At 72.1% G+C, this 24,495-nt stretch carries 25 protein-coding genes; 10 read left to right on the top strand and 15 right to left on the bottom strand.

Annotation, left to right across the window (positions count from 1 at the left end):
* Positions 1–10: 10 nt before the first annotated feature.
* Complete coding sequence (locus tag ACWEGE_RS27045) at positions 11–589, top strand: ArsR/SmtB family transcription factor (protein ID WP_449663236.1); 579 nt, start codon at positions 11–13, stop codon at positions 587–589.
* Here the strand turns inward: ACWEGE_RS27045 and ACWEGE_RS27040 are convergent.
* The 6 genes from ACWEGE_RS27040 to ACWEGE_RS27015 all read right to left on the bottom strand — a co-directional run bounded on the left by ACWEGE_RS27040 (position 586) and on the right by ACWEGE_RS27015 (position 4,995).
* On the bottom strand, positions 586–1,209 hold the full coding sequence (locus ACWEGE_RS27040) for an alpha-ketoglutarate-dependent dioxygenase AlkB family protein (RefSeq protein WP_449663235.1): 624 nt from the start codon (positions 1,207–1,209) through the stop codon (positions 586–588). The two genes, ACWEGE_RS27045 and ACWEGE_RS27040, sit on opposite strands and share 4 nt — an antisense overlap.
* Positions 1,210–1,457: 248 nt before the next feature.
* Positions 1,458–2,516, bottom strand: coding sequence for a zinc-binding dehydrogenase (locus ACWEGE_RS27035; RefSeq protein ID WP_449663234.1), 1,059 nt, complete (start codon positions 2,514–2,516; stop codon positions 1,458–1,460).
* A 21-nt stretch (positions 2,517–2,537) separates the two neighbouring features.
* A complete protein-coding gene (locus ACWEGE_RS27030; protein WP_191306899.1) occupies positions 2,538–2,870 on the bottom strand; it encodes a transcriptional regulator in 333 nt (110 codons plus the stop codon).
* A gap of 73 nt (positions 2,871–2,943) precedes the next feature.
* The gene (locus tag ACWEGE_RS27025) at positions 2,944–3,762 is read right to left on the bottom strand and encodes an LLM class flavin-dependent oxidoreductase (protein WP_449663233.1); all 819 of its coding nucleotides are present in this window, start codon (positions 3,760–3,762) and stop codon (positions 2,944–2,946) included.
* A 68-nt stretch (positions 3,763–3,830) separates the two neighbouring features.
* On the bottom strand, positions 3,831–4,514 hold the full coding sequence (locus ACWEGE_RS27020) for a metal-dependent transcriptional regulator (RefSeq protein WP_449663232.1): 684 nt from the start codon (positions 4,512–4,514) through the stop codon (positions 3,831–3,833).
* Between the two features lie 40 nt (positions 4,515–4,554).
* Complete coding sequence (locus ACWEGE_RS27015; RefSeq protein WP_449663231.1) at positions 4,555–4,995, bottom strand: N-acetyltransferase family protein; 441 nt, start codon at positions 4,993–4,995, stop codon at positions 4,555–4,557.
* 56 nt (positions 4,996–5,051) lie between these two features.
* Here ACWEGE_RS27015 and ACWEGE_RS27010 point away from each other — a divergent pair, with 56 nt between their 5' ends.
* Positions 5,052–5,372, top strand: a complete 321-nt coding sequence (locus ACWEGE_RS27010; protein ID WP_449663230.1) for a hypothetical protein — start codon at positions 5,052–5,054, stop codon at positions 5,370–5,372.
* Between the two features lie 4 nt (positions 5,373–5,376).
* Here the strand turns inward: ACWEGE_RS27010 and ACWEGE_RS27005 are convergent, their stop codons facing one another.
* Positions 5,377–6,963, bottom strand: coding sequence for an amidohydrolase (locus tag ACWEGE_RS27005; RefSeq protein ID WP_449663229.1), 1,587 nt, complete (start codon positions 6,961–6,963; stop codon positions 5,377–5,379).
* Between the two features lie 48 nt (positions 6,964–7,011).
* Between ACWEGE_RS27005 and ACWEGE_RS27000 the strand changes: the two genes are divergently transcribed.
* From ACWEGE_RS27000 to ACWEGE_RS26985, 4 genes are read left to right on the top strand one after another with little or no spacing between them, the layout of a single operon-like run.
* Positions 7,012–7,749, top strand: a complete 738-nt coding sequence (locus tag ACWEGE_RS27000; RefSeq protein WP_449663228.1) for an enoyl-CoA hydratase/isomerase family protein — start codon at positions 7,012–7,014, stop codon at positions 7,747–7,749.
* Positions 7,746–9,269, top strand: coding sequence for an ATP-dependent acyl-CoA ligase (locus tag ACWEGE_RS26995; protein ID WP_449663227.1), 1,524 nt, complete (start codon positions 7,746–7,748; stop codon positions 9,267–9,269). Before ACWEGE_RS27000 ends, ACWEGE_RS26995 begins: the two co-directional genes overlap by 4 nt.
* The gene (locus ACWEGE_RS26990; protein ID WP_449663309.1) at positions 9,266–9,901 is read left to right on the top strand and encodes a TetR/AcrR family transcriptional regulator; all 636 of its coding nucleotides are present in this window, start codon (positions 9,266–9,268) and stop codon (positions 9,899–9,901) included. Before ACWEGE_RS26995 ends, ACWEGE_RS26990 begins: the two co-directional genes overlap by 4 nt.
* 58 nt (positions 9,902–9,959) lie before the next feature.
* Complete coding sequence (locus ACWEGE_RS26985; protein WP_004561305.1) at positions 9,960–10,280, top strand: hypothetical protein; 321 nt, start codon at positions 9,960–9,962, stop codon at positions 10,278–10,280.
* Between the two features lie 58 nt (positions 10,281–10,338).
* Here the strand turns inward: ACWEGE_RS26985 and ACWEGE_RS26980 are convergent, their stop codons facing one another.
* From ACWEGE_RS26980 to ACWEGE_RS26955, 6 genes are all read right to left on the bottom strand, one after another.
* Entirely contained in the window at positions 10,339–11,508 is a 1,170-nt protein-coding gene (locus ACWEGE_RS26980) for an acyl-CoA dehydrogenase family protein (RefSeq protein WP_449663226.1), read from the bottom strand.
* Between the two features lie 569 nt (positions 11,509–12,077).
* Positions 12,078–14,831: a helix-turn-helix transcriptional regulator gene (locus ACWEGE_RS26975; RefSeq protein WP_449663225.1), complete on the bottom strand. Its 2,754-nt coding sequence runs from the start codon at positions 14,829–14,831 to the stop codon at positions 12,078–12,080.
* Positions 14,832–14,901: 70 nt separating this feature from the next.
* On the bottom strand, positions 14,902–15,363 hold the full coding sequence (locus tag ACWEGE_RS26970; RefSeq protein ID WP_449663224.1) for a hypothetical protein: 462 nt from the start codon (positions 15,361–15,363) through the stop codon (positions 14,902–14,904).
* Between the two features lie 33 nt (positions 15,364–15,396).
* Positions 15,397–15,969, bottom strand: coding sequence for a VOC family protein (locus ACWEGE_RS26965; RefSeq protein ID WP_449663223.1), 573 nt, complete (start codon positions 15,967–15,969; stop codon positions 15,397–15,399).
* Between the two features lie 166 nt (positions 15,970–16,135).
* Positions 16,136–16,813, bottom strand: a complete 678-nt coding sequence (locus ACWEGE_RS26960) for a hypothetical protein (protein WP_449663222.1) — start codon at positions 16,811–16,813, stop codon at positions 16,136–16,138.
* A gap of 58 nt (positions 16,814–16,871) precedes the next feature.
* Positions 16,872–17,606, bottom strand: coding sequence for a hypothetical protein (locus ACWEGE_RS26955; protein ID WP_449663221.1), 735 nt, complete (start codon positions 17,604–17,606; stop codon positions 16,872–16,874).
* 275 nt (positions 17,607–17,881) lie between these two features.
* Here ACWEGE_RS26955 and ACWEGE_RS26950 point away from each other — a divergent pair, with 275 nt between their 5' ends.
* The gene (locus ACWEGE_RS26950; RefSeq protein ID WP_449663220.1) at positions 17,882–18,568 is read left to right on the top strand and encodes a 4'-phosphopantetheinyl transferase family protein; all 687 of its coding nucleotides are present in this window, start codon (positions 17,882–17,884) and stop codon (positions 18,566–18,568) included.
* Here ACWEGE_RS26950 and ACWEGE_RS26945 read toward each other — a convergent pair.
* Both ACWEGE_RS26945 and mihF read right to left on the bottom strand, forming a co-directional pair.
* The gene (locus tag ACWEGE_RS26945; RefSeq protein ID WP_449663219.1) at positions 18,565–19,716 is read right to left on the bottom strand and encodes an isochorismate synthase; all 1,152 of its coding nucleotides are present in this window, start codon (positions 19,714–19,716) and stop codon (positions 18,565–18,567) included. The two genes, ACWEGE_RS26950 and ACWEGE_RS26945, sit on opposite strands and share 4 nt — an antisense overlap.
* Positions 19,717–19,800: 84 nt before the next feature.
* Positions 19,801–20,112: an integration host factor, actinobacterial type gene (gene mihF / locus ACWEGE_RS26940; RefSeq protein WP_051767699.1), complete on the bottom strand. Its 312-nt coding sequence runs from the start codon at positions 20,110–20,112 to the stop codon at positions 19,801–19,803.
* 444 nt (positions 20,113–20,556) lie between these two features.
* Here mihF and ACWEGE_RS26935 point away from each other — a divergent pair, with 444 nt between their 5' ends.
* The 3 genes from ACWEGE_RS26935 (at position 20,557) to ACWEGE_RS26925 (ending at position 24,467) form a co-directional block, all read left to right on the top strand.
* Positions 20,557–22,185, top strand: a complete 1,629-nt coding sequence (locus tag ACWEGE_RS26935) for a long-chain fatty acid--CoA ligase (protein ID WP_449663218.1) — start codon at positions 20,557–20,559, stop codon at positions 22,183–22,185.
* Positions 22,186–22,284: 99 nt separating this feature from the next.
* Complete coding sequence (locus tag ACWEGE_RS26930) at positions 22,285–23,574, top strand: ABC transporter substrate-binding protein (protein WP_449663217.1); 1,290 nt, start codon at positions 22,285–22,287, stop codon at positions 23,572–23,574.
* Positions 23,571–24,467 carry a carbohydrate ABC transporter permease gene (locus ACWEGE_RS26925; protein WP_449663216.1) on the top strand — a complete coding sequence of 299 codons (897 nt, stop codon included), beginning with the start codon at positions 23,571–23,573 and terminating at the stop codon, positions 24,465–24,467. Before ACWEGE_RS26930 ends, ACWEGE_RS26925 begins: the two co-directional genes overlap by 4 nt.
* Positions 24,468–24,495: the final 28 nt, after the last annotated feature.

Here is a 24,495-nt window from a genome sequence, read left to right as displayed (position 1 = left end):
TCCTGACGGCATGGTCCAACGTCCCGAGAAGCGCGTCCTGACCGGCGCGGACCTCAAGGCCTTTTACAAGGCACTCGCCAACCCGGTCCGCCGGGACATCCTCAGCTACCTGGGCAAACACGGCGAAGCGAACTCGACGAGCGTCGCGAAGGCCCTCGGCGAGAGCACCGGGACGACCAGCTACCACCTCCGCAAGCTCGCCGACCTGGAGCTGATCGAGGAACTCGAGGACCGCGGCGACGGCCGCGAGCGCTGGTGGAAGTCGCGGGCGAAGGACATCTACACCCCGCCCGGCCTCGACCTGGCGCCGGACGAGCGGGAGGCGATGCTCAAGCTCGGCGCGCTCAAGCTGAGCCACGACCTGGGCCTGGTCACGCGGGCCTACGCCGGGTACGAGACCTCGGACGGCTGGAACCAGATCTACCGCTCCGGCCTGCACCTGACGAAGGAGCAGGTCACGTCGTTCGTCGAGGAGTACCAGAACCTGGTGTGGAAGTACGTCACCGAGCCGGGCCGGCACCCCGAAGGCTCGCGAGCGGTGGCCGTCCGGTTCGTCGTGGTGCCCGAGGAGGAGTCCACAGAGGACTAGAAGCCGGACACCCGCAGCGTGATGTTCAGCCTGCCGTCCAGCCCCAGCGCGGGGTCCGCGGTGCCCGGCAGCGTCTTCGGCACACCGTGGTAGGCGAGCCGGGAGGGGCCGCCGAACACGAACACGTCGCCGCTGTGGAGTTCGACGTCGGTGTACGGCCGGCCGCGGGTTTCGGTGTTGCCGAAGCGGAACACGCAGGCGTCACCGAGGCTGAACGACACGACCGGCTCGAGGCTGCGCTCGTCCTTGTCCTGGTGCAGCCCCATCTTCGCGGTGGCGTCGTAGAAGTTGACCAGCGCGATGTCCGGCTCGTAAGGCCGGGCCTCGCCGTACGCGGCCGCCAGCGCGCGCCGGCCGAGGTCGCCGAGCCAGTCCGGGAACGGCAGCACCGGCGTGCCCTCACCGGTGGTGCGCGAGTAGCCGTACGGGTACCAGTGCCAGCCGAGGCAGACCGACTTCACCGACATCACGCCGCCGTTGGGCAGCCGGGTGTGGCGGTAGCCGGACCAGCCGCGGCAGGCCGCGACCAGCTCGCGCTGCTCCTCGAAGGCGAGCCAGTCGGGCAGGTGCACGGCTCCGGGCGCGAGCTCGGCGCGCGGGCGCGGCAGGAGGGCGTCCATCACCTCGATTGTGCCGGAGACTCCCGGCGGGCACGTCCGGTGATCGTCGAGGGCACCACGCGGTGACCGCGGAACGTGACGCCCGCGGTGGCGAACAGCCGCAGGATCCGCCCCATCGGACCAACGGGACGGTCCCGCGGTCGCGTCCCTTCGCTCTGGGCCACCATGGACCAGACGTTCCCACACCTGAATGTCACTGGCCAGCGCGGATCAGCTACGAACGGGTCTCTTGACCGCGGCGCCGCCGATCAGTCACGGAACGTCACAACGGTGACGCCCGCCCGCACCGGAACGGGATCGTTCATCGCGGCCAGCGCGGCGGGGACGTCGTCCAGGCCGATGCGCCGTCCGATCAGCGCGGCGAGGTCTATGCCCGCCGTGTCGACCACGCGCAGCAGCTCCGGGTACTCGTGGGCCTGGAGCCCGTGGATGCCGACCAGCTCCAGCTCGCCGCCGATGACGCGGTGCATCGGGATCGGCGCGACGCCCTGCGCGGGCGGCATCAGCCCGGCCTGGACGTGCCGTCCGCGCTTGCGGAGGCTGCCGACCGACGCCGCGCAGGTCGAGGGCGAGCCGAGGCAGTCGAGCGAGACGTGCGTGCCGCCGCCGGTCAGCTCGCGGACGTGCGCGGCGACGGCTTCCGGGCCCTCGAACGCCGAGGAGTCGACGGTGACGGCGGCGCCCGACTTGGCGGCGAGCTGCAGCGCAGCCGGCGAGACGTCGACCGCGACGACCTTGGCGCCCGCGGCGACGGCCAGCAGCACCGCGGAGATCCCGACGCCGCCGCAGCCGTACACCGAAACCCACTGACCCGCGCTGACGCGCCCCTGCCGCAGCACCGCGCGGAACGCCGTGCCGAACCGGCAGCCCAGCGCGGCGGCCTCGGCGGCGCCGAGCGAGTCCGGCAGCGCGACCAGGTTCGTCTCGGCGTGCTCGATGGCGACGCGCTCGGCGAACGACCCCCAGTGCGTGGCGCCGGGCTGGAACTCGCGGTCGCAGACCTGCTGGTCGCCGCGGGCGCACTGGGCGCACGTGCCACAGGCGCAGACGAAGGGCACGGTGACCCGCGCGCCGAGCTCCCAGCCGCGGACGCCCTCGCCGAGCGCGACGATCCGGCCGGCGAGCTCGTGCCCGGCGACGTGCGGCAGCGTGACCGCGGCGTCGTGGCCCTGCCAGGTGTGCCAGTCGCTGCGGCAGACGCCGGTGGCGTCGACCTCGATCACCGCGCCGCCCGGCGCGGCCACCGGCTCGGGCACGTCCCGCACGACGGGCGGGACGCAGAACTCCTCCATGACGACAGCTCGCATGGCCGCGAGCCTAACGGCCGCTCAATTGAGCGCGTGGAACCGCGCTCTGGCCCGCGGCGGGCCGAGGAGCTTGCTGAGCGAGCCGTCGGGCACGTTCAGGATGTCCTCGAGATTCCGCAGGGCCTCCAACGATTCCGGCCGCTCGGGCCGGCACCGTCCTGATTGCCAGTGGCTGAGGGTGGCCAGGCTGACCGTGGTTCCCCTGCCGCGCAAGCGATAGCGGATCCGCTCGAGGCCGAGGCCGCGGGCCCGGATCGCCGCCCGCAGGGCCACGTCGAACGGTCCGGCTGCCAGCAGCCGGCTCAGCTCCGCCTGTTCCCCCCGGTCGATGGTGCGTGTTCGCTGACCGGTCATCACAACGCTCCGAAGCACTCCCGATTACAGAACATTGGAGCGTAGGCGCCGTTTCGCAAGATCGGAAGGGCCCTCACCCACCTGCCTTGCGCGTCTCGTCGGCGATCGCCGCGAACGGTTCCGCGTAGCCGGAGTTGATCGTGACGTAGGAAATCCCCCACCGTTCCCGCCACCGGAGAAGGGTTTCCGCGGCCTGCGCGGGATCCTCGGGCAGCACGGTGACGGCCCCGCCCGCGGCGAGCTCGGGCACGTCGACCCCGGCCCACCTCGCGATCCCTGGCGACGGCGCGGTTCCGACGGCCATCAGGTTCAGGCCGAGCTCGATCTCGGGCAGCCGTGGCCCGGCCAGCTTTCGGAATCGATCCACAATGGACTGCGCCGCGGCTTCGGTGGTTTTCGGCGCCCAGGTGAACGTCAGGGTGTCGGCTTCTTGCGCGGCGAGCGCGAGCATTTTCGGCCCACCGCCGGCGAGCACCAGCCGCGGCCGGTCGGCTGTTCGCTTCAGGTGCGCGATGGTGGCGGCCATCCGTGTGATGCGCTCACCCGGTGAGGGGAACTCCCGCCCGAGGCGCTTCGCGTGCTCGTCCGCTCCGGGCCGCCCGACGCCGAGCCCGAGCTCGAACCGCCCGCGGGTCTGGCGGTGCAGGGTCTGCGCCTGCCAGTCGAGCGCTTCCGGAGCGCGGAAGGGATCGGCGAGCACGAAGGTCCCGACGGTGAGGTCGATGGTGACCGCGGCGGCCGCCCCGAGCAGCACGAAGGGATCGGCATCGCCGACGGGATCGGTGGCGAGCAGGGTGTCGAAGCCGAGCTTCTCGACCCGTTCGGCTTGAGCGGTCCAGGAGGTGAGATCGGGCGCGTAACCGGCGACGACGCCGAAGCGGAAGGGTGTCATGGGGCCATGGTCTTGCGGAGGGGGTGGTCACCACATCCGCTTCACGACGTCACCCGCGCGTACGCCTCTCAGCGCAGGGTCACCGACAACGCCTGCGCGATCTCCTTGCCGATCGCGTGCGTGGCCGCGTCCGGCGGCGAGCCCACCTTGACGACCATCGGGCCGCCGAACGGCTGGCGCTCCACGACCTCGATGCGTTCGCCCAGGTTGATCGCGTGTTCCGTCAGGTACCGCAGCAGCTCCGGGTCGGTGTCCCAGACCCGGACGATCTCGCCGACCGCGCCCGGCGGGAGGTCGTCGAGGATGCGGACCGGCAGCTCCTCCACGCTGCCGTCCGGGGCCGGGATCGGGTCGCCGTGGGGGTCGCGGACCGGGTTGCCCAGCTTGGCCGCGATGCGCTCGATCAGCCTGTCCGACACCGCGTGCTCCAGCGCGTCCGCCTCCGCGTGGACCTCGTCCCACGTGTAGCCGAGCTCCGAGACCAGGTACGTCTCGATCAGCCGGTGCCGCCGGAGCACCGAGCGCGCCAGCAGCCTGCCGTCGGCGGTCAGCTCGATGCCGCGGTACGGCATGTGGGTGACCAGGCCCAGCTGGGACAGCTTCGTGACCATCCCCGACGCCGAGGACGGGCTGACCTCGAGCCGGCCGGCGAGCGACGCGTTGGTGACCGCCTCACCCCGTTCGACCAGGCCGTAGATCACCCGGACGTAGTCCTCGACCGACGAGGACCTCCGGACCGAACCATCTCCCATACCGCATACGATACGGGGCCGGGTACTTTCTCGTGAAAGTTCACGGCCGCCAGCGGTAGCGGATCCAGCCCGGCACCGGCTCCGCGCCCAGCTGCGCGTAGAACGCCTCGCCTTTCTCGTTCCCCGCCTGCATGTCCCACTCGACGCGGCCGCTGGTGCGGTTGCGCAGCTCGTCCAGCAGCTCGCTGCCGAGGCCGAAGCGCCGGTGCGCGGGCCTCACGAACAGGTCGTCCAGCCAGATCCCCGGCCGCGCCTCCCAGGTGGAGAAGTTCCAGCTGCAGAAGGCGAAGCCGGCCACCGTGCCGGGCTCACCCGGTGGCGTCGCGATGAGCACCCACGCCTTCGGGTCCGGCCCGAACAGGTGCCCGCTCATCTCGGCGCGGTCCAGCTTCAGGTCGTGGTTGTCCTCGTAGACGGCGTGCTCCTCGATGAGCGCGCAGATTTCCTCGATGTCTTCGAAGACGGCGTCGCGGACGGGCATCTCGCCTCCCGGTTTTTGTCGGTGGTGGTCGTTACGGTCGGGGTCGGAGGTGGTCGATGTCACCAGAGGAGAAGTTCGAGGACCTGGTCGACGAGTTCACCGGACGTCCGGGCATCACGCCACCCGGCACGACCGGCGGGTTCGGGCGCACCGCACTGCGCGCAGACGGCCGGATCTTCGCCATGTTCGTCCGCGGGCAGCTGGTCCTGAAGCTGCCCCGGGCGAGAGTCGACGAGCTGGTCGAAGGCGGGCACGGGGTGCGTTTCGACGCCAACAAGGGCACCCCGATGAAGGAGTGGCTGGCCCTGGACGCCGGGTCGCCGCAACCGTGGTCCGCCCTGGCCGAAGAAGCACTCGAGTTCGCGGGAAGGAAGTGAGCCATCACGCTTGATAACGCAGTTCGCCGCCGACGGCGGTGCCTTGCACGCTGAGCGCGTCCAAAGCGGACTCGTCCAGGGGCGAACCGGACAACACGGCGAAATCGGCGAGCTTGCCGGGTTCGAGCGTGCCCAGGTCACGCTCGGCGAAGGTCGCGTACGCCGAGCCGTACGTGTACGCGCGCAACGCCTGCTCCGGCGTCAGCGCCTCTTCGGGTGCGAAGGGCGCGCCGGACGCCGTGCGCCGGCGCACCATGTCGGCCAGCGCGAGCAGTGGCGCGCCGTTCACGACGGGCCGGTCCGAGGAGGCGGGCAGCACGCAACCCGCGTCGAGGACGCTTCGCAGCCGGTAGCACCAGGGCACGCGTGACTCACCGAGCGCGGCGCGCATGCCGTCGCCGAGCTCGTTGACGAACCGGCCCTGCGGCGACGGGATGATCCCGAGCGACGCGAGACGGGTCAGCTCCGCGGGCTGGAGCACCGCGCAGTGCTCGATGCGGTGCCGGTGGTCCGTGCGCGGCGAAGCGGCCAACGCGGCTTCGTAGGCGTCGAGGACGACGGTGATCGCGCGATCGCCGATCGCGTGCGTCGCGATCTGCCAGCCTGCTTCGTGCGCGCGGCGGATCGTGCGGGCGAGCTCGTCCTCGGGCACCTGGAAGTAGCCGACGTTGTCCGGCTCGCCGTCGAAGGGCTCGTGCATCGCGCAGGTGCGCCCGACCAGGGAGCCGTCGGCGAACAACTTCATCGGGCCGACGCGCAGCCACTCGTCGCCGAGGCCGGTGCGCAGGCCGAGGTCGAGGCCGAAGCCGGCGTCGTCGGGCAGGTCGTGCAGCACGCTCGCGGCGACCATCACCGTGCTGCGCACGCGCAGCACGCCGCGCTCGCGCGCCTTCTGGTAGGCGGCCAGCTCGGCGGGTGTCTCCCCGACCAGGCCGCCGCCGATCCCGGCCTCCTGGACGCTGGTGATGCCCTCGCTCAGGTACCGCTCGGACGCCCGCTCGAGCCCGCGGACCACCCGCTCGACGGGGGTCGGGTAGGTGAGCGGCCGCAGCAGCAGCTGGGCCTGCTCGCGCAGCAGCCCGGTCGGCGAGCCGTCGGCGTCCGGCACGACGTCGCCGCCGACCGGCACGTTCGCCAGGTCGAGCTGGTCGAGCACGGCCGTGTTGACCACGGTCATGTGCCCGGACGTGTGCTTCAGCCGCACGAGCATGCCCGGCGCCGCGCGGTCGAGGCCGTGCCGGTCGGGGTGCCCGCCGACGAGCTTGTTCTGGTCGTACCCGCTGCCGATCACCCAGCTCCCGGGTGGGAGCGTCGCGGCGCGCGCGGCGACGGCGTCGTAGACCTCCTCGACGCTGCGGCAGCCGCTGAGCGGGACGTCGTCGAGGCCCATGCCGAACCACGCCATGTGGTTGTGCGCGTCGTGGAAGCCGGGCACGACGAACCCGCCGGCGAGGTCGACCCGCGAGCGCGCGGACAGCTCCAGAGCGTCGTCGCCCAGCGCCACCACGCGACCGTGCAGGACGGCAAGGACACTGGTGACGCCGTTGCCCGTCCACACCGTGGCGTTCTCGTAGACCGTGTCGACCCGCATGAATCCAGAGGCTATCGATCGATCGATCGAACGTCTAGCATCGCCCTCATGCCCACCGTGGACTTCGCCGTCGAGGACGGCATCGCGCAGATCCGGCTGAACCGGCCCGAGCGGCTGAACGCGGTCGCCGCCGTGCTGGTCGACGACTTCCTCGCCGCTCTCGACGCGGCCGCCCGCAGCGACGCCCGCGTGGTCGTGCTGGCCGGCAACGGCCGGGCCTTCTGCGCCGGCCACGACCTCAAGGAACCCATCCCCGAGGGTGACTCGCGGCCGCGGCTGGACCGGCTCCAGGACGTCACGCGGCGGCTGCGCGGGCTGCGCCAGCCGGTGATCGCGGCGGTCCACGGCTACGCGATCGGCGCGGGCGCGGAGTTCGCACTCGGCTGCGACCTGATCCTGGCCGCCGAGGACGCCGTCTTCGCGTTCCCCGAGGTGTCGCTGGGGCTGAGCGTCACCGGTGCGGCGTCGCGGCTGCTCCCGCTGCTGGTCGGCCCGCTCAAGGCGAAGGAGCTCCTGCTGCTCGGCGAGCGCTTCGACGGCCGGAAGGCCGCGGAACTGGGCATGGTCAACGCCGCCGTCCCGGCCGAGCAGCTGCAGGCCGAGGCCATGAGCTGGGCCAAGCGGATCGCCGAGCACCCGCCGGCCGCCGCGGCGATGGCGAAGCGCGTCCTCGACGCGAGCACCGACCTCGAGCCCGCCCTGGAACTCGAGGTCAGCCACGCCCTGATCACCGAGCACTCGGCCGCGGTCGCCGCGTCCACCGAAGCCTTCCGGAGCCGGGCGTGACACCCCTCGCCGAGATCGGCACCCTCGCCCAGCTCGTCACCCGGGCCGCCGCGCTGTGGCCGGACCGCACGGCCTGGGTGTTCGACCACCTGGGCCGGACGTTCACCTTCGCCGAGGTCGACCGCGAAAGCTCACGCATCGCCGCGGCACTGGCCGAACGCGGGATCGGCCCGGGCGACCGGGTCGCGGTGATGCTGCGCAACCAGCCGGAGTTCCCGCTGATCTGGCTGGCGGTGGCGAAGATCGGCGCACAGCTCGTGCCGGTCAACACGAACTACCAGGAGTTCGACGGCGCCCACATCCTGCGGCACTCCGGCGCGAAACTGGCCGTCGCCGCAGCCGAGTTCACCGGCCTCCTCGGCCGGATCGGGCTGACCGAGGTCATCACCCCGGACGCGCTCACCACCGAGGCCGAACCGCCGGAGTTCACCCCGGTGCCCGAACTGCCGGTGAACATCCAGTACACCTCCGGCACCACCGGCGCACCCAAGGGCTGCGTGCTGCCGAACCGCTACTGGACGACCCTCGCGGTCGGCCTGGCCACCGACTTCCCGGCCGTCGGCGAGGACGACGTCATCCTCACCGCACAGCCGTTCCACTACATCGATCCACAGTGGAATGTCGCGTTGGGACTCGCCGGCGGCGCCACCCTGGTCGTGCTGGACCGGTTCCACCCCAGCACGTTCTGGGCGAAGGTGCGCGAGCACGGCGTCACCTGGTTCTACTGCCTCGGCCTGATGCCGACGCTGCTGCTGCGCCAGGAACCGTCCGGAGCCGACCGCGACCACCGCGTCCGCGCGATCTGCGCGTCCGCGATCCCGCACGACCTGCACGCCGAGCTGGAGGCGCGCTGGGGCGTGCCGTGGTACGAGGCGTTCGGGATGACCGAAACCGGCGGCGACATCCGGATGACCGAGGCCGACCACGACGAGACCGTCGGCACCGGCTGCATCGGGCGGCCGTCCCGCGACCGCGAAGTGCTGATCGCCGGCGACGACGGCAAGCCGGTGCCCCGCGGGGAGACCGGGCAGCTGCTGATCCGCGGGATCGGGCTGATGCACGGCTACCTCGACGATCCGGACGCGACGGCGAAAGCGTTCGAAAACGGCTGGTTCCACACCGGCGACCTGGCCCGGATGGACGCCGCCGGCCGCGTCTACTACATCGGCCGGACGAAGGACATGATCCGCCGCAGCGGCGAGAACGTCTCCGCCGACGAGGTCGAACGCGCGCTGTCGCTGCACCCGGCCGTCCGGCTGGCGGCCGTCGTCGCGGTGCCCGACGAGCTGCGCGGCGAGGAGATCAAGGCGTACGTCGTCTGCGACGGCGACCGGCCCGACCCGGCCGAGCTGGCCGCCTTCTGCGCCGGGAAACTGGCCTACTTCAAGGTTCCGCGGTTCTGGGCCTTCGCCGACGCGCTGCCGATGACACCGTCGGAGCGGGTGGCCAAGGGTGAGCTGCGGAAGGTCGCGGACCCGCGCGCCGGGTCCTGGGACGCGAAGGCGGAAGCGTGGCTGTGAGCAGCCGGGAGCGGGTGCGCGCGGCCGCGGTGAAGCTGTTCGCCACCAAGGGCTTCCACGGCACCGGTATCCGGGATCTGGCGCAGGAGGCGGAACTCTCCTCGGCGAGCCTGTACCACTACATGGGCACCAAGGAAGATCTGCTCGCCGAGATCATGCACACCGCGCTGAACCGGCTGCTCGACGCGGCCCGCGAGGCGACCGCGGGCGGTGGCGACCCGGTGCACCGCTTGCGCACGCTGGTCGCGCTGCACGTCCTCGCCCACGCCGTCGGGCCGGCGGAAACCCGGGTGGTGGACAACGAAGTCGACGTCCTGTCCCCGGCCGCGCGCGAGCCGGTGGTGGCCCTGCGGGACGCCTACGAACGGCTGTGGGCGGCCACGATCGACGAAGGGGTGGCGGCCGGGGTGTTCCGTGTGGAGCACCCGGCGGTGACCCGGCTCGCCCTGCTCGAGATGTGCAGCGGCGTCGCGAGGTGGTATTCCCCACGTGGTCCGCTGGCGCTGGACGAGCTGGCGGAGCACTACGCGGAACTGGCGTCGAGGGCGCTGGGCTGCACGTCCGCGCCCGGTGTCACCGACCTGCGCCGGTGCCGGGAAATCGTCGCGAAAGAGTGGGGAGTGTCCGTTTAGCGGCGCTTTTACCTGTGTACGCCTTGCTCAGACGGCGCGGGTGGGGGACGCTCGAAGGGTGACTGAGGAAACGATCCAACTGGAACTGGACGACTCGGGTCTCGCGCCGGGCCTCCCGGCGCCGGCACACCCCCGCGATCAGGTGCAGGATGTCCCCTATCGCCCCGTCGAGTTCCGTGACGACGATCTCCCCGCGGCTCTGGAGCGCTGCGCCAAGTGGCTGCGTCAGGCACAGGAGTGGCTCGGCGAGCCGCTCGACGTGCTGGCCATCCACCTCGACTACGACGACCGCCAGGGTTCGCCGTACTACGACGTGAAGCTCCTGTGCAACGAAGAGGACCTCGCGGGCGTCCCGATCGCCATTCGCAACAAGAAGTAATCAGGTTGGACAGCCGTCAAGACCGCCTTCGTGGCGGTCTTGACGGCTTCTCGCGTTCTCAGCCGAGCGTGCCGCCCACCTTGACGTGCCCCTTGAGCAGGTTGCGCGCGATCGTCCGGCGCTGGATCTCGTCGGTGCCCTCGTAGATGCGCAGCAGCCGCAGCTCGCGGTACCACCGCTCGACCGGCAGCTCCCGCGTGTAACCCATGCCGCCGTGGATCTGCAGGACCCGGTCGACGATCTCGTTGGCCTTCTGGCCGCCGTACAGCTTCGCCATCGACTGCGCGTGCCGCGAATCCAGGCCCTGGTCGACCTGCCAGGCGGCGTGCAGCACCAGCCACCGCAGCGCCTCGAGCTCGACGCCGGAGTCGGCGATCATCCACTGGATGGCCTGCCGTTCGGCGATCTTCCGCCCGAACGTCTCGCGGGTGTTGGCGTGCTCGATGGCCATCGAGATCAGCCGCTCGCACGAGCCGATCGCGCGGGCGGGCAGCAGGTAGCGGCCCTGGCCGATCCACTGCATGGCGAGCTCGAAGCCGCGGCCCTCCTCGCCGAGGATCTGCGTCTCCGGGACGCGGACGTCCTGGAAGATCAGCGACGCCGGGCCCCACTCGCCCATGGTGTCGATGTACTCGGACTTCCAGCCGGCCTCGCGGTCGACGAGGAAGCAGGTGACGCCGCCGTTCGCGCCCTTCTCCGGGTCGGTGATCGCGAAGACCATGGTGAAGTCGGCCTCGTTGCCACCGGTGATGAAGGTCTTCTCGCCGTTGATGATCCAGTCGCTGCCGTCCTTGCGGGCGGTGGTCCGGATGGCCTTGGCGTCCGACCCGGCGCCGGGTTCGGTGATCGCGAAGCAGGACTTGCGCTCGCCCGAGATGGTCGGCAGCAGGTAGGTCTGCTTCTGCTCTTCGTTGGCGTGGAACAGGATGTTGTCGGCGGCCCCGCCGAACCGGAACGGGACGAAGGTCCGCCCGAGCTCGGCCTCCAGCAGCGCGGCCATCACGGCGGACAAGCCCATGCCGCCGTACTCCTCCGGGGTCAGCACACCCCAGAAGCCGGACTCCTTCGCCTTGAGCTGGAGGTCCTTGAGCTCCTCGCCGGTCAGGCCGGGCTGGTGGGCGCGCTCGCGCCGGAGGACCTCCTGCTCGAGCGGGACCAGCTCCCGCTGGACGAACGTGCGGACCCAGTCGCGCACTTCCCGTTCTTCGGTGCTGAGTGAAAAGTCCATGGGTGAGCTGCTCCTCCGACACTGGCTAAGCGCTTGCTTACCCCCATAGTGCGGCACGGGCCACGCTGATGCAAGGACGGCGAGGAGGGGACGGGCAGCCGGGCGGGGGTTCCCGCAGCCGCAGCGGGGCCCGGGGACGGCGGCGGGGGTCCGGCGACGACAGCGGGGGTGGCGGCGACCGCGGCGGGGTTGCGGCGACCGCCGGGAGGTGCGGCCGGGGGCTGACAGCCCGCGGCGGACGCGGCAGGGTCGGCAGCCGCGGCGGGGTCGCGGCCGGGGGCCGGCAGCCGCGGCGAGTTTGCGGGGCCGGGTTGCGGCAGCCGCGGCGGGTCGCGGCGACCGCGGCAGGGTCGCAGCCGGGGGGCTGGCAGCCGTGGCGGGTTGCGGCGGCCGGGTTGCGGCAGCCGCAGCGGGTTGCGGCGACCGCGGCAGGGTCGCAGCCCGGGGGGCTGGCAGCCGCGGCGGACGTTCCCGCGACGGCGGGGTCGCACCGACCGCGGCTCCGCCCGCACGCCGCAACGCGCCCCAAAGCCACCGCAGCCGGCCGGCCGCGCCGGTTACTCGCCCGGTTACGCGCCCGCGAGGGCGGCGTCGCGCAGCTGGCGGCGTGAGCTGATCCCGAGCTTGGTGAAGATCTTCCGCAGGTGCCATTCGACCGTCCGCGGGCTGAGGAACAGCCGCGTCCCGATCTCGGGGTTCGAATAGCCGTCGGCGGCCAGGCGGGCGATCTGGAACTCCTGCGCGGTGAGCTCGCCGGTCGGCTCTGCCGTGCGCTTCCGGGCCGTCTCGCCGGTGGCCTGCAGCTCCCGGCGGGCCCGGTCGGCGAACGCCGTCAGCCCCATGGCGGACAGCTGCTCGTGGGCCGTGTGCAACTGCGCGCGAGCGTCCACGCGGCGGCCTTCCCGGCGCAGCCATTCGCCGTACAGCAGGTGGCTGCGAGCGAGGTCCACGCGGAGCGCCGTCCCCTCGAGGCACGCGATCGACTCGCGGTAGCAGGCGTCGGCGCCGGTTCCGGTGCTGCACAGCGCGCGTACGCGGGCGTCCAGTCCCCGCGCTTCCACCGTGCCTGCCGCCGCGTGCTCCGCCGAACGGGCGGCCGCGGCCCGCAGCTGTGCCTCGTCCCCGGTCCGTGACGCCGCCTCGGCCAGCTCGGTGGTGACGAGGCCCTGGACCCCCACCACGTCCTGGTCGAACACCCGATGGGCGGCGGTCAGCGCGGCGTCGTGGCGGCCGAGGCCGTTGTACAGCACCGCCCGCCCGTAGTCGGCGAAGGTCACCAGCCGGAGCTGGCCGCGCGCCGACGCCTGGTGCGCGGTGTCCTCGAACAGCTCGGCCGCCCGCGCCTCCCGGCCGCGGAACGCCTCGAGCAGCATCGCGGCGTAGCCGACCGGCGCGTTGCCGGTCACCTCGGCGATCACGCGGTCTTCGTCGGCCGACGACGCCGCCGCGGTGAGTTCACCCGCGAGCAGCTCGTTGACGCCGAGGAAGTTCAACGCGAACTGCAGCTGGACGAGCGCACCGGCGTCGCGGGCGAGCTGGACCTGGCGCGCGGCGAATTCCCGCGCCGCCGTGAAGTCCGCCGCTTCGGTGGCGATCATGCCGCCGGCCCGGTTGCCCAGCAGCCAGCGCACCCGCTCGGCGCCCTCGGCCTCGACGTCCAGGGCCCGGACCGCCGCCAGCGCCCTGGTCAGCAGCGGTGCCGCGGCCCGGTGGCCGTCGGTGAAGCGGGTGGCCAGTGCGTCCAGGACGAGGTCGACGGCGCGCGGCGGCCCGGGCGCCGGGGGCGCGGCACGGGCCGACGAAGCCGCCGCCGCGAGACCGGCGCGGTCCGCACCGGCCCACAGCGCCGCCGCCAGCGCTTCCAGGAACGTGTCCCGTGCCCGGTTCGCATCCAGCGGGACGAGCTGCTCGGCCGCGCGCAGCAGGAGCCGGGCCGCGTCGCCGCCGCGCCGCTGGTCGAACGCGATCTGCCCGCGCAGGCGCCCGGCTTCGGCGGCGCGCCCGGCGTCCGGCGGCCCGGCCTCGGCCGAGTCAAGGAGCCCGAGGGCCTCGTCGAGCGCGCCGGCATCGCGCTTGACGGCGGCCGCCGCGAGCTCGCGGTCCGCGCGCCGGGCGGGCTCGGGCGTCAAGAGCGCCGCCTGTTCGAGGAACGCGGCCGCCGCGACCAGGCCACCGCGAGCCCGGGCGCGTCCCGCCGAGCGTTCGAGATCGGCCGCGACGTCCTCGTCCGGGGAGACGGTCGCCTGCGCGCGGTGCCAGGCACGGCGGTCGGGGTCCCGGCCGGGGTCGGTCACGTCCGCCAGGGCCCGGTGCACGTCCTGCCGGTCCCTGGCCGGCGCCGACCGGTACACCGCCGACCGCACCAGCGGGTGGCGGAACCGGATCCGGCGGCCGAACTCGATCAGCCCGGTGGCCTCGGCCGCCGCCGCGGGGTCGGCGCCGAGCCCGAGCCGGCCGGCCGCGGCCCAGAGCAGCGTGGCGTCGCCGAGCGGCTCGGCGGCGGCGATGAGCAGGAGCCGCCGGGTGTCGGCGGGCAGCGGGGCCAGCTGCTGGACGAAACAGTGTTCGATGCGTCCGGCGAGCGGCACCGCGCCGGGCTGGCCGAAGCCGCCTGCCTGCTCGGCCGCCGTCCACGCGCGGGGCAGTTCCAGCAGGGCGAGGGGGTTGCCGCGGGCTTCGGCGATGATCCGGTCGCGGACCCGGCCGTCCACCGGTCCCTTGACCACCGAGTCCAGCAGCGCGTCCGACTCGGCCTCCCCCAGGCCGCCGATCGGGAGCTCCGGCAACCCGGCGAGGTCGAGTTCGCGGCCGGTCTCCCGCAGCGCGAAGACGACCACGATCCGCTCGGCGAGGAGGCGCCGGGCGACGAAGGCGAGCACCACCTCGGACATCCGGTCCAGCCACTGCACGTCGTCGACCAGGCAGAGCAGCGGCTGTTCCTCGGCCACGTCGGCGAGCAGCGTCAGCACCGCGAGCCCGACCAGGAACCGGGTCGGCCGGGCACCGGCGTTCAGGCCGAAGGCCGTGCCGAGCGCGTCGCGCTGGGGTTCGGGGAGGCGGTCGAGCCGGTCGAGGAACGGCGCGCACAGCTGGTGCAGCCCGGCGTAGGCCATCACCTGCTCGGATTCGACGCCGGCGGCGCGCGCGACGCGGAATCCCCGCGCCTGCGCGTCCACGTACTCCAGCAGCGCGGACTTGCCGATCCCGGCCTCGCCGCGCAGGACCAGCACCTGGCCCCGCTCCGACCTCGCGTCGGCCAGGAGGCGATCGAGCGCGGCGCATTCGCGGTGCCGCCCGATCAGCGCCGGTGCACGCCCCGGCATGCGAACCTCCCACGACCGCCCGGCGACGACCGTGCCGGGTCACCGAACCCTAGCGCAGCCGGCGGGCGCGTCACGCGTCGTCGTGGGTGCCCGCACTCCGCGCTTCGATGGCCTTGGCCGTCTTCGCCAGCGACCCGCCGAGTACCCGCTTGCCCAGCAGCCCGAGCAGGCCCCCGAGCAGCCGACCCTTGAGGTTCTTGCCCTCCCGGACGACCACGGCGTCGACCTGGGTCGTCCCGTCCGCCAGCCGCGTGAACGTGTAGGTGTGCCCGGAGGCGCCGCCCCACGTGTTGGAGTCGGTGGTCTTCATGACGACCCGGGCCGGGTCGGACCAGTCGTAGCGCAGGCGTTCCCAGATGCCGCCCGACCCTTCGGTGACGTCGGCGTGGTCCGAGCCCTGCTCGTGCACGCGCAGGTACTCGTCGGCGCTGCGGCCGAAGAGCTTCGCGCGGTCCGGACCGAAGTCGGTCAGGCCGGCGAGGAACTGTTCGGGCGAAGCGGTGGTCACCTGGCGCAGGTGGATCGTGGACATTTTCGGCTCCCGGAGGTGGCTGCGGCGAAGGGTTCAGGCGTCCTGGTGCTCGGCCATGTAGCCGGCGTACCAGACGGGCCACTCTTCGTCGTACTGCCCGGTTTCCTTCTCGTGCTCGCCGTGCGCGGCCGCGGCCCGCCGCAGCGCCTGCTCCAGCTCCGCGGTGGAGCCGTAGGTCACGCCGGAGACGCGGCCGGGGAACCGGGTGGTGATCTCCTGGAGCAGCCAGGTGTTGCCGTCGGGGTCGCTGAACGACGCGAACGACCCGTAGGTGCCGTGGTCGGGGTGCACGCCCGGGGCGAAGGCGCCGGTGGCGTCGCGGTGGAACACCTCGCTGACGTCGACGCCGTGCCCGGCCAGCTCGGCACGCGCGGCCTCGATGTCCTCGACGACGAGGTAGGTGCCGCGGACCGAACCGGGGGCGGCATCGGTGATCCCGGTGCCGAAGTGGACCGACGCGGCCGACCCCGGCGGGGTCAGCTGGACGACCCGGGCGCTGCCGAAGACGATGTCGGCGTCTTCGCGCCAGCCGAGGGTCTTGTAGAAGTGCTTGGTCCGGTCGACGTCGGCGACGGGCAGGACCACGACCTCGAGTTTCATGTCCATGATCGGCAACTCCTCTGTGTGTGGCGGCGGGGTTCGCCGCTCGACACCCACAGTGGCCCCCGGCGGGTGCCCTTCGCCCCAGGGAGACACCCTGGTCCATCCCCGGGCCGGTACCCGGGTACGCCACAGGGCCGGAAGCGTGCGCTTCCGGCCCTGTGCGCGCTGGTTACTTGTGCAGGAGCCGGGTCACCGGTGCGGTGGCCGCGCCGGTGTTGTAGCGGCCGCCCTGGTTCAGCGGTGTGCTGCCGGCGAGCTGGGTGAGCCCGGTGAGCGAGGTCAGCTGGGACAGATCGGACAGCCCGGTCAACGCCGGTGCCTGCGTCGGGAGGAGCCCGCCGGTGCTCGGCAGCAGCCCGCCCACCAGTGGCAGCCCCGCCGCGGGGGTGCCCGCACGCGGCTCGGGCGCCGCCTCGGCCGGGATGTCGGTGGTGTGCAGGCCGGTGACCCGGGTGCCTTCCTCGGGGTCGAGGGGCTCGGTGGAGACGGAGCCGTGCACCGGCAGCCCGCCGTCGACCGGGAGAACGGGCAGTTCGGTGGCGCCCAGCTCACGTCCCAGCGGCGCGTTGAGGTCCTGTTCCGGCAGTTCGCCCGCGACTTCGGCGCTCGGCGCCGGCTGCTGCCGGAACAGGTCAGCCGGCACCGTGTGCAGCACCGCGCCGAGGGTCCGGGCCGCGTCCACGCCGGTCACGGCCTGCTCCAGCGGCCGCGCCACCTGGAGGTCGCCGGTCGCGCCCTCGACCGGGGTCGTGACGCCGTCGAGCGCGGAGGCGCTGCCGGTGCCCACCATCAGCAGGCCGCCGCTGACCAGCGCCACCTGCAGGGTCCGCTTCGTGTGAATGCGCATGACAAATACTCCCTGTGAGAAAAAGTTCGGAAAACGGAAAAGCGGAGGCGGACGTCGCTCAGTCCGGCGTGACGCCGGGCTGGATTCCTGCCTCGGTGACGGCGCGGTGCGGCGCGCCATTCCGGCGGTGCGCCGGCCGCGCGGGTTCCGCGGAATGCGGCGGCGCGGCATCGGCGGAACCGCGGTCGTGCCCGGGTGCGGCACCGGCGTCGGCCGAAATCGCGCACAGCGGCAGCCACGGTGCCCGGCCGGGATCGGCCACGCCGTCACCGGCCCGGTGGTCCGCCGGCGTCCGGCCCGCCAGCGCTGTCTTGCCGACGCCCCGATCCGTGGTCGCCACCGGGAGGAGGCCGGCCGATCGCTCCCGCGGGGCGCTGCCGACGGAGGTGCGCGAGTCGTCCGGCTCTGCGGCACCGGCGCTCGGTGTGGCCGCGGAGCTGCGGGCCGGCGCGTCGCGCTTCGTCAGACCGGTTGCGGTCGCCGCGATGCGCCGGACCGCGGCCACGGTCGCGGGGACCGAGTCCACCGCGTGGCCCACGTGCTGTTCCAGCGCGCCGGCCAGCCGGGCCGTGTCCGCGACAGCTCCGGCCGCGGCGTGGTGCACCACGGGCACCGAGCCGGTGACGACGGCGGGGGCGTCGAGCGGGCCGTCGGTGAGGGTGCCGGCCGACGCGGTGGCCGTCAGCCACCCGAGCGCACAGGCCGCGGCCGCGCCGCCGATGACGACCAGCGCGCGCAGCAGGGTGCGACCGGCCTTCGCCGTGTCGTCTTCCCGCCTGGCCACGATCGTCATCCCGCCTGTTCTTCGATCCGGATGCCCGGCAATAAAACCACAACCGATTCACGGCTTTCGCATTAACCCGCTTTTCCGGGGCGCCATGAATGGCGATCACTTCGGTCAATTCACCCGATACAGCGATTGCCGCATGGGATTCCGGGAATTCTTGCGCACCCGATCGAGGGATTCGGGCGGCGGCCGGTCCGCCTGGGCGTGGTGGCGCCCGGCCGGGAGGCAACCTCGGCGTTCGCGTGACAACCGCTCCCGGGCCCGGAAGGATCGGGGGTGTGATGGAGATCGAGGTCCGCTGGTCGGCGCCGTTGCCCGTCGAAGATCGCTTCATGCGCCTGCTCGACGACGTCGAGCAAGGGCGGTTCGAGGCGTACCGGCAGGAGGCGGACAAGCGGCGGTTCCTCACCGGCCGCGTCCTGGCGAAGACGGTCGCGGCGGAGCGGCTCGGCCTGGCGCTCGAGTCGGTGAAGTTCGACGCGACCTGCGAAGACTGCGGCAAGCCGCACGGGCGCCCGCGCATCCCGGGCGCGGACCTGACGCTGTCGATCTCGCACTCGGGCGACCTGATCGGCATCGCGGCGACCCCGTCGGTCCCGGTGGGCCTCGACGTCGAGACGGCCACCCGCCGGGCGGACGAAAGCCTGATCGAGTACGCGCTGAGCCCGGCGGAGGCCGGGCACCTGGCGGACCTGGACCCGGCGGCGAAGGCCGCGGCGTTCTTCGTCTACTGGACCCGCAAGGAGGCGGTGATGAAGGCCACCGGCAAGGGCCTGCGCATCCCGCTGCAGAGCATCACGTTCTCCCGCTACGACGAGCCGGCGAGCTTGGTGTCCTCGGGCGACCCGGCACTGGACCCGGCGACGACCCGGTTGGCGGACCTGAAGGCCGCGGACGGCTACCGGGCGGCCATCGCGGTGCTGACCACCGAGGACCTGTCGGTCACCGAGGAGCACTGGGTCCCCTAAGCGACGTCCTCCAGTCCCATGGCCGTCAGCAGGGTGCGGAACTTCGCGGTCGTCTCGTCCAGCTCGGCCTGCGGGTCCGAAGCCGCCACGATGCCGCCGCCCGCGTACAGCCGCATCGACGTCGTCGCGATCTCCGCGCAGCGGATCGCCACCGCCCACTCGCCGTCGCCCGCCGCGTCCACCCAGCCCACCGCGCCCGCGTAGTAGTCGCGGTCGAACGGCTCCAGCTCCTGCACCAGGTCGCGGGCCCCCTCGGTCGGGGTGCCGCAGATGGCCGGGGTCGGGTGCAGCGCCGCCGCCAGGTCCAGGGCGGTGATGTCCGGGTCCGCCAGCTCGCCCGTGATCGGCGTGCGCAGGTGCCAGATCGCCGGCGTCGTGACCAGCTCCGGGCCGGCCGGGACGTCCAGGGTGCGGCAGAACGGCCGCAGGGCCTCCACCAGGTAGTCGATCACCACCGCGTGCTCGAGCTGGTCCTTGCGGGACGTCCGCAGCGCCTCGCCGTTCGCGCGGTCGGCGACCGGGTCGGCCGAACGCGGCATCGAGCCGGCGTGCGGTGAGGAGAACACCGTCCGGCCGGTGCGGCGCAGCAGCAGCTCAGGCGTGGCACCGACGAGCGAACGGCCGCCCGGCAGCTCGGCCGCGTACGTGAAGTGCCGGGCGTTCCCGACGGCCAGGTTGCGCACGATGCTCTCGGCGGGCACCGGCACGTCGAATTCGAGGTCGAGGGCGCGGGCCAGGACCGCTTTCCGCAGGTCACGCTCGGCCAAGGCGAGCACCGCCGCCCGGACGGACACCATGTGCTGCTCCGGCGACGGCACCGCACGCACGCGCACGGGCGCGGGGAGGACCTCGCGCGGCAGGGACGGCGTGCCCGAGGAGCGGTGGACGGTCCGGGGCACGACGAGGTGGCCCGGCACCTTCGTGTCGGGCCCGGTGTCGAACGGCAGGACGCCGACGGCCAGCGGGGCACCCGTCTCGGCGAGGACGCCGGGGATCGCCGAGGCGAGCCGCCGCGGGTCCGTCTCGGTGACCGTGCGGATCGAGCCCTGCGCGAGGAGTGCGCGCTCGGCCGTCGTGAAGAGGAAGTCGCCTCGCTGGTAGCGGGCGGCGAGGTCGAGTGCCGGGGTCGCCGGTTCCAAAGAACTCACGTCTCCAGCGTCCCAGGCGGCGGGAGATCCGCGAGGGAAGTGTCGCCAGCGACACTCCCCTCGCGGTCGGCTCCAGGTGACGAGCTACTTGAGCGCGTCGATGAGCGCCTCGCGCTGGCGCTCGCCCAGGCCGGCCGCACGCCGGTCCGGGTCGATGCCGGCCTGCTCGAGCAGGGCGGCGACCTTCACCGCGCCGAGGCCGGGGACGGCCTTCAGCAGCTGGGTGACCTTCGTCTTCCCGATGGTCTTGTTCTCCTTGGCCTGCTTGAGCACCTTCTCGATGCTCTCCTTGCCGGACTTGATCGACGCGAGCAGCTCCGAACGCGCCTTGCGAGCCTCGGCGGCCTTGGCCAGGGCCTCGGCGCGCTGCTCCGGAGTCAACGTAGGCAGAGCCAACGTAGTGTCCTTTCCTCTCAGGTCTCCGCTTTCGCGGCCGACAGCTTTTGTGAGTGCTTGCTCCTGCAAGCGCTGCTCAGCCGTCTCTTGCCACGGGCCCAGTAAACGCCACCCGCTTCGTGGCCGTGCAACCGACACGCACTTATTACCCCCGGAGGTGATACCGGGCAACCCGCTCCGGCCTGCGGAAACGCTCCCAAGAAGTGTCCCGCGTGGCCCATCTCACCCGGAAGTGGAGCCTCCGTTACCCACTGTTCTCGTGCACATTTCCTTGCACATAAGGAAAAGTCGAAAAATTGATGATCTTGATCATCGTCCGGTGGTCGCCCGATCGCGCGACGACCGTGACCGAACGGAGCCGTAGTCGACCATGCTCGCTTCACCCGATCCGCACTAGAGTCGGCGCAACCCCAGTTCACCGGCGAACGACCCCCGGGAGCGACCATGTTGAGCACCATGCAGGACGGCCAGCTGTCCCTGGCGAACCTGCTCCGCCACGGCACGTCGGTGCACTCGGCGAGCGAAGTCATCACCTGGACCGGTTCAGAAGCCCGCCGGGAGAGCTACGGCGACCTCGGCAGGCACGCCGCCCGGCTCGCGAACGCCCTCCGGGGCCTCGGCGTGACCGGAGACCAGCGCGTCGGCACGTTCATGTGGAACAACGCCGAGCACATGGCCGCCTACCTGGCCGTTCCGGCCATGGGCGCCGTGCTGCACACGCTGAACATCCGGCTGTTCCCCGAGCAGCTCGTGTTCGTCGCCAACCACGCCGAGGACCAGGTCGTCATCGTCGACGGCACGCTCGTCCCGCTGCTGGCCAAGCAGCTGCCGCAGTTCAAGACGGTCCGGCACGTCATCGTGGCCAACGGCGACGCCGCGGCCCTCGAAGCACCCGACGGCGTCGAGGTCCACTCCTACGCCGAGCTGCTGGCGGCCCAGCCCGACACCTTCGACTGGCCGGACGTGGACGAGCGCTCGGCCGCCGCGATGTGCTACACCTCGGGCACGACCGGTGACCCCAAGGGTGTCGCCTACTCGCACCGGTCGATCTGGCTGCACTCGATGCAGGTCTGCATGAGCGACAGCATGAACCTCGCGCAGGGCGACACGGCACTGGCCATCGTGCCGATGTTCCACGCGATGGCGTGGGGCATGCCGTACGCGGCGCTGATGGTCGGCGCGTCGCTGCTGATGCCGGACCGCTTCCTCCAGCCGGCGCCGCTCTCCGCGATGCTGGCCGCGGTGAAGCCGACGTTCGCCGGCGCGGTGCCGACCGTCTGGCAGGGCCTGCTCGCCCACCTCGAAACGAACCCGCAGGACATCTCGCACCTGCGGGAGGTCGTGGTCGGCGGGTCGGCGGTGCCGCCGTCGATGATGCACACGTTCCAGGAGAAGCACCACGTCTCGATCCTGCACGCCTGGGGCATGACCGAGACGTCGCCGCTGGGCAGCGTCGCCCGGCCGCCGGCGTCCGCGACCGGGGACGAGATCTGGAAGTACCGCTACACGCAGGGCCGCTTCCCGGCGTCCGTGCGCGCGCGGCTGATCGGCGACGCCGGCGTGCCGCTGCCCTGGGACAACGAGGCCGTCGGCGAGCTGGAGGTCCAGGGCCCGTGGATCGCGGCGTCCTACTACGGCGGAAGCGATGTCGACCCGGACAAGTTCCACGACGGCTGGCTGCGCACCGGTGACGTCGGCAAGATCAGCCCCGACGGCTACCTGACGCTCACCGACCGCGCCAAGGACGTCATCAAGTCCGGCGGCGAGTGGATCTCCTCGGTCGACCTGGAGAACCAGGTGATGGGCCACCCGGCGGTGGCCGAGGCCGCGGTCGTCGGCATCCCGGACGAGAAGTGGGACGAGCGGCCGCTGGTCGCGGTCGTGCTGAAGAAGGGCCAGAGCGTCACCCCCGAGGAGCTGCGGGACTACCTGAGCGACAAGGTCGCGAAGTGGCAGCTGCCGGAGAACTGGACGTTCGTCGACGAAGTGCCGAAGACCAGCGTCGGCAAGTTCGACAAGAAGGCGATCCGCGCGTCCTACTCCGAGGGAAAGCTCGACATCGCGCAGCTCTAACGGGTAAATCTCCGGCGAGTCTCACGCCTCTGGCGGTCACCATAGGGGACCCTTGCCGCCCTATGGTGACCTTCAGAGCACGTCGGAGGAGTTCTGGGGATGCAGCGGAACAGGCGGAGTTTCCTCGCGCTCGCGGGGATGGGCGCGCTGGCGACGGCGTGCGGGTCGAACACCGGGCGGCAGGGTGACCCGCCGCCCTCGACGGCTTACTCGGCGGGGCCGCCGCCGTCGGACGCCCCGAAGGTCGCGCTCCAGCAGTGGTACCACGCCTACGGCGAAGAAGGCGTCCAAGACGCCGTGAAGCGGTACGCCGCGAGCTACCCCGGCGCGGCCGTGACCGTGCAGTGGAACCCGGGCGACTACGACTCGAAGATCGTCACCGCACTGCAGAACAGCAAGGTCCCGGACGTCTTCGAGGCGCAGGTCAAGATCGACTGGGTGCGCGAGCGCCAGGTCGTCCCGCTCGACGACGTCATCGGCTCGGTGAAGAGCGACTTCAGCCCGGCCGTGCTGGCCGCGCAGACCGTCGAGGGCCGGGTCTACGGCATCCCGCAGGCCACCGACACGCAGGTGTTGTTCTACCGCAAGAGCCTGCTGCAGGCCGCGGGCGTGCAGCCACCGCAGACGGTCGACGAACTCGTCGACGCGGCCGCGAAGCTGACGAAGGACGGCGTCAAGGGCTTCTTCGCGGGCAACGACGGCGGCGTCGGCGTGCTCACCGGCCCGCTGCTGTGGTCCGCGGGGCTCGACTACCTGAAGAACGGCAACCGCGAGGTCGGCTTCGACGACCCGCGCGCGGCGACCGCGCTGTCGAAGCTGCACACGCTGAACGCCAACGGTTCCCTCCTGCTCGGCGCGCCGGCGGACTGGTCGGACCCGGGCGCGTTCGTCGACGGGCTGACGGCGATGCAGTGGACCGGGCTGTGGAACGTGCCGAAGATCCGCCAGGCGTTCGACGACGACTTCGGCGTGCTGCCCTTCCCGAAGCTGGACGGCAGCGGCGCGCCGTCGGTCCCGGTCGGCGCGTACGGCGCGATGGTGAACGCGAAGAGCGCGCACGTCACCGAAGCCAAGGCGTTCGTGAAGTGGCTGTGGGTCGACCAGACGCAGAACCAGCTGGAGTTCGCGACGAAGTTCGGCTTCCACGTGCCCGCCCGGCAGAGCCTGGTCGACCGCGCGGACAACCTCAAGTCCGGCCCGGCCGCCGACGCGGCCCGGTTCGTCAAGGAGAACAGCCACCTCGTCGGCGGTCCGGTGTGGACACAGCAGTCGAACACGGCGCTGTCCGACGCGGCCGCGAAGATCGCCAAGGAGGGCGCGGACCCGGCGGCGCAGGTGAAGACGGCGGTCGAAGTCGCGAAGGCCGAGCTGAAGCGCCTCTTCGGATGAAGCGGCGCGATGCGCGCGCGTTCTGGCTGTTCGTCGGGCCGTTCCTGCTCGGGCTGGCGATCTTCGCGTACCTGCCGATCGGCTGGAGCGCGTACCTGTCGTTCTTCGACGCGCGCAACACGGTGACGCCCACCGAGTTCGTCGGGCTGGACAACTACGGGCACATGCTCACCGACGAGCCGTTCCTGTCGAGCCTGGGGACGTTCAGCGTGTTCGCGCTGTTCATCGTGCCGCTGACGTTCGTGTTGTCGCTGGCGCTCGCGCTCGGCGTCAACCGGCTGCGGTTCGCGCGGGCGTTCTTCCGGTCGGTGTTCTTCCTGCCGTTCGCGTGCTCGTACGTGGTGGCTTCGCTGATCTGGAAGACGTCGCTGTTCTCGGGTGTCCGGTACGGCCTGGCGAACACCGTGCTCGGCGTGTTCGGCGTCGACCCGGTGGCCTGGACGGGGACGGTGCACCCGCCGCTGTACTGGGTGGTCCTGGTGACGGCCCGGCTGTGGCTGCAGCTGGGGTTCTACATGATCCTGTTCATCGCGGCCCTGCAGCGGATCCCGGTCCAGCTGTACGAAGCCGCGTGGCTGGACGGCGCCAAGCCGGGCTGGCAGGTGTTCCGCCACATCACCCTGCCGCAGCTGCGCGCGACGGCGGTGGCGGTGCTGCTGCTGAACCTGATCAACGCCTACCAGGCGTTCGACGAGTTCTACAACATCATGGGCGACGCGCGCGGCTACCCGCCGTTCGCGCGGCCGCCGCTGGTCTACCTGTACTACACGTCACTGGGCTCGGGCGGCCAGGACCTCGGCCGCGGCAGTGCGGGAGCGGTGATCCTGGCGCTGCTCATCGCGCTGGTGACGCTGCTGCAGGGCCGGGTGCTGCGCTTCGGGCGGCCGGCGTGAGGGCGTTCCTGCGGTGGACCTGCCTGGT

The sequence above is a fragment of the Amycolatopsis sp. NPDC004747 genome, assembly GCF_053601335.1.
Note: the sequence above shows the minus strand (reverse complement) of the source record. Positions and strands in the feature narration are given on the sequence as shown.

Bases quoted from the DNA above. Each gene is read 5' to 3' on its own strand.
- ACWEGE_RS26935 (WP_449663218.1), top strand. From the start codon at position 20,557: ATGTTGAGCACCATGCAGGACGGCCAGCTGTCCCTGGCGAACCTGCTC.
- ACWEGE_RS27000 (WP_449663228.1), top strand. From the start codon at position 7,012: ATGCCCACCGTGGACTTCGCCGTCGAGGACGGCATCGCGCAGATCCGG.
- ACWEGE_RS26925 (WP_449663216.1), top strand. From the start codon at position 23,571: ATGAAGCGGCGCGATGCGCGCGCGTTCTGGCTGTTCGTCGGGCCGTTC.
- ACWEGE_RS26930 (WP_449663217.1), top strand. From the start codon at position 22,285: ATGCAGCGGAACAGGCGGAGTTTCCTCGCGCTCGCGGGGATGGGCGCG.
- ACWEGE_RS26960 (WP_449663222.1), bottom strand. From the start codon at position 16,813: ATGCGCATTCACACGAAGCGGACCCTGCAGGTGGCGCTGGTCAGCGGC.
- ACWEGE_RS27045 (WP_449663236.1), top strand. From the start codon at position 11: ATGGTCCAACGTCCCGAGAAGCGCGTCCTGACCGGCGCGGACCTCAAG.
- ACWEGE_RS27010 (WP_449663230.1), top strand. From the start codon at position 5,052: ATGTCACCAGAGGAGAAGTTCGAGGACCTGGTCGACGAGTTCACCGGA.
- ACWEGE_RS26955 (WP_449663221.1), bottom strand. From the start codon at position 17,606: ATGACGATCGTGGCCAGGCGGGAAGACGACACGGCGAAGGCCGGTCGC.
- ACWEGE_RS27030 (WP_191306899.1), bottom strand. From the start codon at position 2,870: ATGACCGGTCAGCGAACACGCACCATCGACCGGGGGGAACAGGCGGAG.
- ACWEGE_RS26950 (WP_449663220.1), top strand. From the start codon at position 17,882: ATGGAGATCGAGGTCCGCTGGTCGGCGCCGTTGCCCGTCGAAGATCGC.
- ACWEGE_RS27015 (WP_449663231.1), bottom strand. From the start codon at position 4,995: ATGCCCGTCCGCGACGCCGTCTTCGAAGACATCGAGGAAATCTGCGCG.
- ACWEGE_RS26970 (WP_449663224.1), bottom strand. From the start codon at position 15,363: ATGTCCACGATCCACCTGCGCCAGGTGACCACCGCTTCGCCCGAACAG.
- ACWEGE_RS27020 (WP_449663232.1), bottom strand. From the start codon at position 4,514: ATGGGAGATGGTTCGGTCCGGAGGTCCTCGTCGGTCGAGGACTACGTC.
- ACWEGE_RS26965 (WP_449663223.1), bottom strand. From the start codon at position 15,969: ATGGACATGAAACTCGAGGTCGTGGTCCTGCCCGTCGCCGACGTCGAC.
- ACWEGE_RS27025 (WP_449663233.1), bottom strand. From the start codon at position 3,762: ATGACACCCTTCCGCTTCGGCGTCGTCGCCGGTTACGCGCCCGATCTC.
- ACWEGE_RS26975 (WP_449663225.1), bottom strand. From the start codon at position 14,831: ATGCCGGGGCGTGCACCGGCGCTGATCGGGCGGCACCGCGAATGCGCC.
- ACWEGE_RS26980 (WP_449663226.1), bottom strand. From the start codon at position 11,508: ATGGACTTTTCACTCAGCACCGAAGAACGGGAAGTGCGCGACTGGGTC.
- ACWEGE_RS27005 (WP_449663229.1), bottom strand. From the start codon at position 6,963: ATGCGGGTCGACACGGTCTACGAGAACGCCACGGTGTGGACGGGCAAC.
- ACWEGE_RS27040 (WP_449663235.1), bottom strand. From the start codon at position 1,209: ATGGACGCCCTCCTGCCGCGCCCGCGCGCCGAGCTCGCGCCCGGAGCC.
- ACWEGE_RS27035 (WP_449663234.1), bottom strand. From the start codon at position 2,516: ATGCGAGCTGTCGTCATGGAGGAGTTCTGCGTCCCGCCCGTCGTGCGG.